Origin of the sequence: Tsukamurella sp. NPDC003166 (genome assembly GCF_040611135.1) — a bacterium.
GTDB lineage: Bacteria > Actinomycetota > Actinomycetes > Mycobacteriales > Mycobacteriaceae > Tsukamurella.
This window is the reverse complement of the sequence record NZ_JBEXNL010000005.1, coordinates 140,281-151,388: the sequence shown is the minus strand read 5'-3', so window position 1 is coordinate 151,388 and position 11,108 is coordinate 140,281. Positions and strand designations below refer to the sequence as shown.

Sequence of the window (11,108 nt, the reverse complement as noted above, 5' to 3'; positions counted from 1 at the left end):
CACCTCACAACCGCGCAGCCGAACGGCGTCGACTTAGTGCCGAGGGAGGAGCCGCAGGTCGGCATCCTCGCGGGTGTCAGGTGCATCGTGCCCGCATCGACTCCAGGCGCTCGCGATCCAGCCCCAGCTGCGTCCGCAGCTCGCGGATGTCCTCGTCGTCGGGATGCGCCGAGCGCAGGTATCGCGACACCCAAGAGTAGCGGGCGATCCAGTCGGCGAACTCGCCGTCCGACAGTGGTCGCTCCCACTCCCGTTGTGCCGCTTCGACGACGCCATGGATGACCCCACCGTCCCGCCGCGCCTCGTGCAGGAGCGCGGTCCGCGATCGCACCACGATCCTGCCGACGGGCGAATCTTCCACGGAGAGCACTGCGATCGTCTCCGGTATCGCGGCGAACGCGCGATCGTGATCGCCGACCGCCGTGAACCGGGCCGCGCCGCGCTCCTTCTCGTCCCGCGCGAACCGTCCGGCGATCGACAGGCGGCTCTCCTCCGGAGCGACGGCGACGAGGTGCAGCTCGACGGCGAAACCGTGATCCGCGAATCGGCGGGCCGTCGTCAACGGCGTCGCCGGGTTGCGGAAGGTGCCCTCGACGAGTGCGCTGATGCGATGGGTCGCGGCGTAATCGATCGCCATCTCCACCCAGCGGCCGGCGGCCTGCGCCGTCGCCTGCGGCATGGCGGCAGGGGCGCGTCAACAGGTCGCGGTAGTCCGGGTGATAGGCGCGAAGGTCGTCACCGATGATCGGAACAACGGTCGTCCTGCGCGATTCGCTGACCGCAGCTTCGCCGGCACGCGTCTTGCCCGCACCCGGCTGGGCGCCGACCAGTATCAGCAGTGGGTGAGGATCCGACTCGGTCGCACCGAAGACATCCGGCACGATGCGATCAACGAAGATCCGCCCCAGAGCATCGTCGTCGAGATCACTCACCCGACAACAGTTCCCGCTCGCGATGCAGCTCCGCGGTGAGTGCCTTTTGCGAGGCCAGATCCTCGACGCTCACAGCTCGGACTCGCCTACGTACGTCGCGCGCGCGGTCGATCCACTTCCCCGGCGCGTCCCGACCACGAGCTGCGAACTCGGCGATGAGCCTGTTCGCGGCCTCGCGCATCACGTCGTAGACGACGACCGGATCGTCGGGCGGGGGTGGCGAGACCCGCTCCGCGTGCTCGGCGAGAATACGGTAGTCCGCGTCGGCGACGAGTCCGGCGAGCTCCGCCGCTTCGATCTCGTGCCACTGGGTAGCGGCGCGGCGGAAGAGTTCGGGCATCAGCTTCTCGTGCGATACCTGACCGAGGACGTGCCGGGCGATCAGTTCCAACGCCGTGGGTTCGGCGGCCGCGACACCGTCCGCATCGCGCAGCACCCTGCTCACGGTCGACTGTGACGCGCCGATCCGCGCGGCGATCGCGGTCTGATCCGCGCCCGATCGCCGCAGCCGGACGATGAGCCGGTCCCGGTCGATCGGAGCGACGATCGCACGCGCGTGGTGCATCTCCGGCGTGTCCACGGTGAGGTCCGCGCCGGTCAGCTGCCCAGTGGTCACCGCCATCGTGCTCACCCCTCGTCGGTGGTATTCACCATGAATACTACCGCGCTGTCGTAGAGCGCAGCCCGGTCAGCGGCCATCGAAGGCGTCGAGCAGGCGCTGTGCCGCCAGGGCCGGGGTGAGCGAGCCGTCCTGGACCGCAGCCTCGACGCCGGACCGGACCGACCGGACACCGTCGGACTGCTCGACCCGGGACAGGACCGTGTCCCGGACCATGGTCCACGTCCAGTCGACCTGCTGCTGCCGGCGCCGGCGGTCGAACTCCCCCGCCTCCTGCAGCGTGCTGCGATGCCGGAGGACGGCGTCCCAGAACTCGGGGATGCCGGTGCCCTCGACGGCGCTCTGCGTGAGCACGGGCGGGCGCCAGAGGGAGCCGCGCGGGTGGATCAGGCGCAGCGCGCTCGACAGCTCGCGCGCGGCGACCCGGGCCTCGACGATGTGGTCACCGTCGGCCTTGTTGACCGCAACGACGTCGGCGAGCTCGAGGACGCCCTTCTTGATGCCCTGCAGCTGATCGCCGGTCCGGGCCAGGGTCAAGAAGGTGAAGGTGTCGACCATGTTCGCGACGGTGACCTCGGACTGCCCGACGCCGACGGTCTCGACCAGGATCACGTCGAAGCCGGCGGCCTCCATCAGCACCATGGTCTCGCGCGTGGCCTTCGCGACGCCGCCGAGCGTGCCCGAGGTGGGCGACGGCCGGATGTACGCGCGCGGGTTCACGGCGAGGGTGCCCATCCGGGTCTTGTCGCCGAGGATGGAGCCGCCGCTGCGGGTGGACGACGGGTCAACCGCAAGCACGGCGACCTTGTGCCCCAACGAGATCAGGTGGTTCCCCAGCGCCTCGATGGTGGTCGATTTGCCCACCCCGGGTACGCCGGTGATCCCCACCCGGGTGGCGATCGGCGCGTCCGGCCCCGGCGTCACTTCGAGCAGCAACTCCTGCGCAAGGGCCTGATGGTCCGGGCGCCGTGATTCGACGAGGGTGATGGCCCGCGCCAGCACCGCGCGCTTGTCCGCGCGGACGCCTTCCGCGAGCTCCGCGACGGTGATCACGCCAGCTGGTACCCCAGCTTGCCGCCCAGCTCGTGCAGCAGGTTCACCGCCGCGTCCGCGATGACGGTGCCGGGCGGGTAGATCGCCGACGCGCCGGCCGCGTACAGCTCGTCGAAGTCGCCGGGTGGGATCACGCCGCCGACCACGATCGTGATGTCGGGGCGGCCGACCTCCGCGAGCGCGTCGCGCAGCGCGGGAACCAGCGTGAGGTGGCCGGCCGCGAGGCTGGAGACGCCGACGACGTGCACGTCGTTGTCCGCGGCCTGCTGCGCGACCTCCTCGGGCGTGGAGAACAGCGGGCCCACGTCGACGTCGAAGCCGAGGTCGGCGAACGCGGTGGCGATCACCTTCTGGCCGCGGTCGTGGCCGTCCTGGCCCATCTTGGCGATGAGCACGCGGGGGCGGCGTCCGTCGGCCTCCTCGAACTTCGCCACCAGGTCGGTGGCCGTCTCGATGTTGCCGGAAGCGCCGGCCTCGTCGCGGTACACGCCACTGAGCGTACGGATCTCCGCCTGGTGACGTCCGTAAACCTTCTCCAGAGCGTCGGAGATCTCGCCGACGGTGGCTCCCGCGCGCGCCGCGTCGATCGCCAGCGCCAGCAGGTTGTTCTCCAGGTTCGCCCCGCCCGGCTCACCGGCCGCGCGGGTGAGGTTCGCCAGAGCCTTTTCGACGGCCCCGGGATCGCGCTCGGCGCGCAGCTTCTCCAGCTTCGCGAGCTGCTCGCCGCGCACCCTGGTGTTGTCCACCTTGAGGATCTCGATCTGCGCGTCCTCGGCCACCTGGTACTTGTTCACCCCGATCACCGGCTGCCGGCCGGAGTCGATGCGCGCCTGGGTGCGCGCGGCGGACTCCTCGATGCGCAGCTTCGGGATGCCCTCGGCGATGGCCTTCGTCATGCCGCCGGCCTCGGTGACCTCGCGGATGTGCGCGCGGGCGCGCTCGGCCAGTTCGTGCGTGAGCGTCTCCACGTAGTACGAGCCGCCCCACGGGTCGATCGGCCGCGTCGTACCCGACTCCTGCTGCAGCACCAGCTGCGTGTTGCGGGCGATGCGCGCGGAGAAGTCCGTCGGCAGCGCGATCGCCTCGTCCAGGGCGTTGGTGTGCAGCGACTGGGTGTGGCCCTGGGTCGCGGCCATCGCTTCGACGCAGGTGCGCGCGACGTTGTTGAAGATGTCCTGCGCGGTGAGCGACCAGCCGGAGGTCTGCGAATGGGTGCGCAGCGACAGCGACTTGGCGTTCTTCGCGTCGAAGCCCGCCACGAGCTCGCTCCACAGCAGGCGCGCAGCGCGGAGCTTGGCGACCTCCATGAAGAAGTTCATGCCGATGCCCCAGAAGAAGGACAGGCGCGGCGCGAACTTGTCGACGTCGAGACCGGCCTCCATGCCGGCCTTGATGTACTCGACACCGTCGGCCAGCGTGTAGGCGAGCTCCAGGTCGGCCGTGGCCCCGGCCTCCTGGATGTGGTACCCGGAGATCGAGATGGAGTTGAACTTCGGCATCTTCTGCGAGGTGAAGGCGAAGATGTCCGAGATGATCCGCATCGACGGCGCCGGCGGATAGATGTAGGTGTTGCGCACCATGAACTCTTTGAGGATGTCGTTCTGGATGGTGCCCGCGAGCTTCTCGGGGCCCACACCCTGCTCCTCGGCCGCGACGACGTAGAGCGCGAGGATCGGCAGCACCGCGCCGTTCATCGTCATCGATACCGAGACGCCGCCCAGGTCGATGCCGTCGAAGAGCTGCCGCATATCGAGGATCGAGTCGATCGCGACGCCGGCCATGCCCACGTCGCCGGTGACGCGCGGGTGATCGGAGTCGTACCCGCGGTGCGTCGCGAGGTCGAAGGCCACCGACAGGCCCTTCTGGCCCGCGGCGAGGTTGCGCCGGTAGAAGGCGTTCGACTCGGCGGCGGTGGAGAAGCCGGCGTACTGCCGGACGGTCCACGGCTGGTTGACGTACATCGTGGGGTACGGGCCGCGGATGAAGGGCACCGCGCCGGGGTAGGAATCGACCGGGTAGCCCGCCGCGGCGACGGCGTCGCGGTCGGCGCGGGTGTAGACGGGCTTGACGTCGATGCCCTCCGGGGTGGTCCAGGTGAGCTGGTCCGGCGTGTAGGCGTGCGCCTTGGCGGCGCCGTCGACGAAGGCCTGGACGTCGGCGTCCACGGGGGCGCCCACAACGGTCTCCTCGAACGGGACATCGGCGAAGCTTCCGATGGTGGTGTCAGTCATCTCATGCCCCCAGCCGAGTCAGCAGGTCGTCGAGCGCGGCGGCCGCGTCGATCTTCGCGTGCAGGTAGATGTCGATCAGGCCGTCGTCGACGGTGCCGGGCGCGCCCGCGAGGAGCACGAGGTTCCCCTCGTCGCGGAGCGTGCGGGCCAGGGCCTCGCCCTCCTCGGCGTAGCCCGGGTCCGAGCCGGCGAGCACGGCGATCCGCGCGCCGGCCGTGCCGTCGAGCGTGGCACTCCCCGCGGCCTGCTCGGCCGCATCCAGCACCGTCTCGATGCCGCCGGAGGCGAGCAGGTTGGTGAGGAAGGTGGACCGTCCGTTGTACTGGGCGACCGTGCCGATCGTGACCATCCGGATCCGGGGCCGCACGCCGTGCTCCCGGAGGAAGGCATCGGAACGGGTACGCAGCGCTTCGAAGGGGGCGGCGTAGGACCGCACGACGGGGCCGTTCGTGGCCGCAGACGGCGCGATGGCCGGCTCGGCCAGGTTCGGGAACTCGTTGACGCCGGTGATCTTCTTGGCGCGCCGCGCGACCGCGGAGTCGCGACGGTCCGCGGCCTCGCCGAGACGCGTGGCGATCGACTCGTCGGCGACGCCCTGGGCGAAGCCGCCCGCGCGCTCGACCTCCTGCAGCACCCCCCACGCGGCGCGCGCCAGATCGTCGGTGAGGGACTCCACGTGCCAGGATCCGGCACCAGGGTCGACGACCCGCCCCAGGTTGGACTCCTCGAGCAGCAGCAGCTGGGCGTTGCGCGCGATGCGGCGGGCGAACGCGGGCGAGTAACCCTCGACGCCGCCGGGCAGCGCCTCGTCGTACTCCAGCGTGGTCACGTAGTCGGCGCCGCCGACGCCCGCGCCGAACGCGGCGACGGTGACGCGGAGCATGTTGACCCACGGGTCGCGCTGAGTGGTGGCGGCGAGCGAGGTCACAGCGTGGACCGGCGCGTTCCCGGCATCCGGCTCGCCCAGCTGTTGGGCGACACGCGCCCAGACCGTGCGCCACGCGCGGATCTTCGCCAGGGTGAGGAACTGGTCGTCCGTCGCGGCGAGCCGGATGGTCAGCTGACCCAGCGCGCCGGCGGTGGACAGCCCGGCCGCGGTGAGAGCGCGGACGTGGTCGAGCGCGGCCGCGGCGGTCAGGCCCAGCTCCTGGGCAGCGGTCGCTCCGGCGTTGTGCAGGTCGGCACCGTCGACGACGATCGCGCGCACGTCCTCGACCCGTGCCTCGGCGACGCGAGCGAGCTCGTTCGCCTCGTCGAGGGTGACATCGGCGCGGCCCACGACCTGCGAGGTCAGCGGGGCAGCGCCCAGGCTCACGCGGACGAGATCGGCGCGGTACGCGTCGGACTCGGCGGCCTTGTCGAGGGCGGCGTAGACCTGCGTTGCCGCCTCGGCGGCGCGGCCGCCCGCCGAGACCAGGATCGGCGCCATGTCCGGATAGACGCCCGCGAGCAGCGGCGCCGGGTCGGGGCGGGTGATCCAGAGCGCGCTCGCGCCCGACTCCAGCGCACCGAGCACGTCGGCGGAGTCGGTGCCGGCGGCGAAGCGCTCGGCGACCTTCCAGCCCAGGCGGACGTCGGGTGTGGGGTTCCCACCGCGGACGAAGGGGAAGGCACCGGGCAGCGGGGCCTCGGGGAGCTCGTCGCGCTGCGAGTACAGCGGCGCGATGTCCACGCCGTCGTCCTCGGTGTGGGTGGTCAGCGCGGCGATCGGGTCCTCGGGCGGAGTCCCGCCGCGCGACTTCGCGAGCACCGCGCCGACCGACTCACGCCACGCGTCGTAGGGATTGTCCGCCACGAGACCTCCTCACTGTGTCCCAGCGCACGCCGGGTCGATGAGAAATCACGTTAACCGATAGATATATCTACGCCCCAGTAGGGTCGCGGCACTCCGCACGCACACCGCGTATCTTGGCTCGACGTGAGCGACAACGATTCCCGGCTGCGGCCCGGCGACCGCGGCTTGGTGGTCCGCGCGATCATCGGTTGCCTCGTGGTGCTGGCGATCATCGTCCTCGGCATGCTACTGCCCACGCCCGGCGTGACGACGGTGCGGACGTGGGCCGACGCGACGGGCTCATGGTTCGTGGTGCTGTTCGTTCTCGTGCACGTCGTGGTCACCGTGTTCCCCGTCCCCCGCACCGTGTTCACGGTCTCCGCCGGCGTGCTGTTCGGTCCCATCGGGATCGTCTTGTGCATCGTCGCATCGACGGTGGCCGCGGCGATCGCCTTCGTCGCTGTCCGCGAGATCGACCGGCGCCATCCGTCCACACTCATCGCGAAGGTCAGAGAACAGCCGGCGTACCTGCCGATCGCGGCACGGCTCCGGGCCCGCGGGTGGCTGGCGGTCGGGTCGCTACGACTCATCGCGTTCGCGCCGTTCTCCGTGGTCAACTACGCGTCCGCCCTGTCGCCCGTCCGGTTCTGGCCGTACCTCGGGGCGACGGTGGCGGGACTCTCGCCCGGCACGATCGCCGTCGTGCTGCTGGGCGACGCGCTCACCGGGGAGTCGTCGCCCTGGCTCGTGATGGTCAGTGGCGTCCTCATGGCCACCGGCATCGCAGGGCTGCTGGTCGACGCCCGCATGCCCGCAAGGCCTGAGGGTTGATCATCGGACCTGCAAGGCATTGGGCTTGCACAGGCCACACTGACGCGAATCGTCGATGTGAGATGTCACCGTAAAAAGTCGGTGTCAAGATCTATCATCGTTCGAGACTGCTCCCTAAAATGGAAGACATGAGCTATTCGGATGACGCGTTCACGGCGGGCAGGCGGGTATGCACGCCGCTGCCTGCTGTGTTCGACGGTGCGGTGTCCGGGCTCAGCGCCGGGGGTGCGCTTTCGCGCCTGCGGCAGCTGTCGGTGCAGCAGAATCGGTTGGAGGCGGAGAGATCCGCGGTGCTGACCAGGCTCTACGAATTGCGCGACGATGCGCGTCGGGTGCGGGAGGAAAGCTCACGGAGGTTCGTCGACGACTGGGACGAGTTGGTCGCCGAGGTCGGCGCCGCGCTGGGCGTCGGCCGGACGGCGGCGGGGTCGGCGGTGCATCGCGGGTTGGATCTGCGGGAGCGGTGCCCGCGTTTGTTCGAACTGTTCGCTGCTGGCGAGGTGAGTGTGCCGGTGGTGCGGGAGGTCCTGCGCTCCTCTGCCGCGGTCCTCGACGAGCAGATCGCGCTGGTCTTCGATGCGCGCATCACCGCGTGGCTCGCCGCCCGGGGTGGGCAGTCGTTGACGGTGCGGGCGGTGACGGACGCCGCGAAGAGTGTCCTGACCCGGCTCGATCCGGCGGCCGCGCGGGAGACCCCGCCGGCGCCGGCGCGGGAGCGGCTGGAGTTCCATGCCCGTGCGGACGGGTTGGTGGATCTGGAGGCGGTGATGCCGAAGGATCAGGCGTTGCGGTTGTCGGCGTTGATCGGTCCGTTGGTGGAGTCGGTGTGCCGTGGTGATGGGCGGACGGTGGGGCAGCGGCAGGTCGCCGCGCTCGTCGCCCTGGCGGAGGGTTACGAGAGCCTGGGTTGCTTGTGCGGGAACGATTCGTGCGAGCTGCGTCACGCGCGGCCGCGCACCGGTGCGGTGTCACAGGAGATCCGGGCGTTGGCGGTGATCGTCCTCAACGAATCCGACCTCGCCGACCTCGCCGATGTGGCGACCGACGCGGACGACGACGCCACGCCCAGGCCCGAACCCGACCTGTTCACACCCGCCCCCGACTCCGGGGACCACGCCGACAACACCGCCGCGGACCGCGACGCCACCGCCGATTCCGCCCATGCCGCCGACCCCGGCGATGCTGGTGCCGATGTCTCTGGCGATGTTGATGCTGGTGTCGGCGGTGGTGTTGATGCCGAGTCCGATGTTGATGTTGATGCGGGTGGTGGAGCGGTGATTCTGACCGGGGACCCGGGTATCACCGGGCCGGTCACCCTCGAGCAGGCCAGGGAGTTGATCGCCGCCGTGCAGGCGCAGTGGCGGGTCCTGGGCCGCCGCGACCCGAACACCGGTGAGATCCACGCCCGCGGCGCCGGAGGGTACCGGCCCACCTGGTACCAACTGCTGGTCATGCGCCTGACCTACCCCACCTGCGTCTTCCCCGGCTGCACCGTGCCCTCGGACCGCTGCCAGGCCGATCACGTCGGCGAATTCGACCACGATGATCCCGCCGCAGGCGGCGCGACCACCGTGGCGGGCAAAGGCACCGCGGGGAACCTGGTACCACTGTGCGGGTTTCACCACCGCATCAAGACCGAGACCGGGTGGCTCTCCGACCTGTTACCGGACGGCACCGTCGAATGGCGGCACCCCGCCGGAGGCGTGCACACCGTTCCACCCGGCACCGCACGAGAACTCCTCCCCGGACTCGAACAGATCATCTGGGACGCCCCCGACCCCGCATCACCGAAATCCAAGAGCCCCGACGGGCTCACCACCGCCGCGAAACGACGCGCGAAAGCCCGCAAGGCGCTGCGCGCGGAGAACCAGGTTCTGCGCGAGGAACATCGCCAGCACCGCGCCGCGGCGGCGGAGCGGCGCGCCAGGGAGCAGGAGCGCGCCGAGGCCGAAGCTGCCGGTAAGGCCTACGACGACACGCAGCCCCTCCAACCACCACCCTTCTAGATCGGTGCATCAAGGTCGACTGGCGCAGGTCAACGGCGCTCCGGCCGATCCTGTAGACCGTTCAGCAACGAGTCCGAACTGGAGAACTGGCGGGGCGGGGTGTCCGTCTGGGCGGCCGGGGCTGTGATCACGCGCGACGCCGATGGCACGGAACTACACCGACTCAACTAGGGCGCGGCGAGAATCCCCGGAATGTCGACGACGCCGCCGAGTACGTGGTCGGCGCCTGCATGGGCGAGTACCTGCGGGTCGGCCTTGCCCGTGAGCACGCCCACCGAGACCGCCCCGGCGTTGGTGGCGGCCTGCACGTCGACGGCAGTGTCGCCCGCGGCGAGCACGCGGCGCACATCGCGGACGCCCGTGCGCTCCATCGCGCGGTGGATCATGTACGGCGCCGGGCGGCCCGCGGCCACGTCGGAGGTGGTGACCACCGCGTCGACGACGGCGTCGGCACCGTCGCCGACCTTCCACCCGAGCGCCGCGAGCAGCGGGAGGGCCACGGCGTCGTCGAATCCGGTGGTGAGCGCGACCTTGATGCCGCGAGCACGGAGCTCGGCGAGCGCGGCGGGCACGCCGTCGATCGCGGTGGGCGGGGCCGACGAGTAGGCCTGAAGCAGGCGCTCGCGGAAGCGGGCGAAGCCGGCGTCGACGCGCTCGGGGGTGGGCTCGACGCCGCCGAGGCGCAGCAGGTTGGTGATGGCTTCGACCTTGTCGGTGCCCATCCACACCTGCAGGTCGGCCTGGGCGACGGTGGCGCCGGCGTCCTCGACCGCGCCGCGCAGCGCCTCGTAGACGGCGCCGCCGTCGTCGATGGTGGTGCCCGCCATGTCCAGCGCGACGAGTTCGATCGGGGCGTTCATGCATCTCTCCTGACGGGGACGGAGCGCAGCGCCGGACTCGGCGCAGCGAAGAGTCGGTTCTCGACGATCACGGTGGTCACGCCGGGGACATAGCGGTCCTCGGCGTACTCGACGACGTCGCCGGCGGCATCGGTGGTTGTGCGGCGCACCCGCAGCAGCGGGGCGCCCTCGGCCAAGCCGAGCTGCCCTGCGTCCGAGGCGGTCGCGGCGACGGCGTCGATCTGGTGCGTGGAGGCGAAGAGGTCGGCGCCCGCGTCGAGCAGGAAGCGGTTCACCGACCCGGAGTCCGGGTCGAACTCCATCAGCCGCTTCCCGAGGTCCCACACGAAGTACATGACCTCGGACAGGGCCGGCGCACCGTCGAGCGTGCGGACCCGGCGGAGTTCGAGGACCGGATCCCCTGGCTCGACCTGCAGTAGCTCGGCGATCGCCGCGGACGCGGGGACGCGCGCCTGCAGTACCGTCCGCTGCCCCGGCTCGTGGCCGTGCTCCCGGGCCCACGCGGTGAACGACCCGAGAGCACTGGCGGCGTGACTCGGAACATTGCGCCGGACCAGAGGCGAGCGCCCCTGCCCGCCCACGATCAGCCCCTCCGATCGGAGTGTCGCAAGAGCCTGGCGCACCGGGCCCCGTGATGTGCCGAACTCCTCGCACAGCGCCGCCTCGCTGGGTGCCTGCTCCCCCTCCGGCCAGCGACCGGAGGCGATGCGCGCACGGAACTCCGCGGCGAGGCGTTGATGAAGGGGCTGAGCTGCGACCACACGTTGAGCATACAAGTGAAATCGTCTTCACCTGATCGCGA

Annotated in this window: 8 protein-coding genes and 1 pseudogene; 2 read left to right on the top strand and 7 right to left on the bottom strand. The window is 70.7% G+C overall.

Annotated elements, in window-relative coordinates; translation table 11 throughout:
• Positions 1–76 precede the first annotated feature (76 nt).
• The 5 genes and pseudogenes from ABZX10_RS08240 to ABZX10_RS08220 all read right to left on the bottom strand — a co-directional run bounded on the left by ABZX10_RS08240 (position 77) and on the right by ABZX10_RS08220 (position 6,630).
• Positions 77–881: pseudogene (locus ABZX10_RS08240) on the bottom strand (zeta toxin family protein).
• Between the two features lie 43 nt (positions 882–924).
• Complete coding sequence (locus ABZX10_RS08235; protein ID WP_355537073.1) at positions 925–1,554, bottom strand: hypothetical protein; 630 nt, start codon at positions 1,552–1,554, stop codon at positions 925–927.
• Positions 1,555–1,620: 66 nt separating this feature from the next.
• Positions 1,621–2,601, bottom strand: coding sequence for a methylmalonyl Co-A mutase-associated GTPase MeaB (gene meaB, locus ABZX10_RS08230; RefSeq protein ID WP_355537513.1), 981 nt, complete (start codon positions 2,599–2,601; stop codon positions 1,621–1,623).
• Positions 2,601–4,835 carry a methylmalonyl-CoA mutase gene (gene scpA, locus ABZX10_RS08225; protein WP_355537070.1) on the bottom strand — a complete coding sequence of 745 codons (2,235 nt, stop codon included), beginning with the start codon at positions 4,833–4,835 and terminating at the stop codon, positions 2,601–2,603. The genes meaB and scpA overlap by 1 nt, the downstream gene beginning before the upstream one ends.
• 1 nt (position 4,836) lies before the next feature.
• The gene (locus ABZX10_RS08220; protein ID WP_355537067.1) at positions 4,837–6,630 is read right to left on the bottom strand and encodes a methylmalonyl-CoA mutase family protein; all 1,794 of its coding nucleotides are present in this window, start codon (positions 6,628–6,630) and stop codon (positions 4,837–4,839) included.
• A 123-nt stretch (positions 6,631–6,753) separates the two neighbouring features.
• Here ABZX10_RS08220 and ABZX10_RS08215 point away from each other — a divergent pair, with 123 nt between their 5' ends.
• Both ABZX10_RS08215 and ABZX10_RS08210 read left to right on the top strand, forming a co-directional pair.
• Positions 6,754–7,440 carry a VTT domain-containing protein gene (locus tag ABZX10_RS08215; RefSeq protein WP_355537064.1) on the top strand — a complete coding sequence of 229 codons (687 nt, stop codon included), beginning with the start codon at positions 6,754–6,756 and terminating at the stop codon, positions 7,438–7,440.
• 128 nt (positions 7,441–7,568) lie between these two features.
• Complete coding sequence (locus ABZX10_RS08210; RefSeq protein ID WP_355537061.1) at positions 7,569–9,446, top strand: DUF222 domain-containing protein; 1,878 nt, start codon at positions 7,569–7,571, stop codon at positions 9,444–9,446.
• Positions 9,447–9,613: 167 nt separating this feature from the next.
• Here the strand turns inward: ABZX10_RS08210 and ABZX10_RS08205 are convergent, their stop codons facing one another.
• Together ABZX10_RS08205 and ABZX10_RS08200 are read right to left on the bottom strand one after the other, a co-directional pair.
• The gene (locus ABZX10_RS08205; protein WP_355537058.1) at positions 9,614–10,306 is read right to left on the bottom strand and encodes a phosphonatase-like hydrolase; all 693 of its coding nucleotides are present in this window, start codon (positions 10,304–10,306) and stop codon (positions 9,614–9,616) included.
• Positions 10,303–11,067 (bottom strand): GntR family transcriptional regulator, encoded by a 765-nt coding sequence (locus ABZX10_RS08200; protein ID WP_355537055.1) that lies wholly within the window; start codon positions 11,065–11,067, stop codon positions 10,303–10,305. The genes ABZX10_RS08205 and ABZX10_RS08200 overlap by 4 nt, the downstream gene beginning before the upstream one ends.
• Positions 11,068–11,108: the final 41 nt, after the last annotated feature.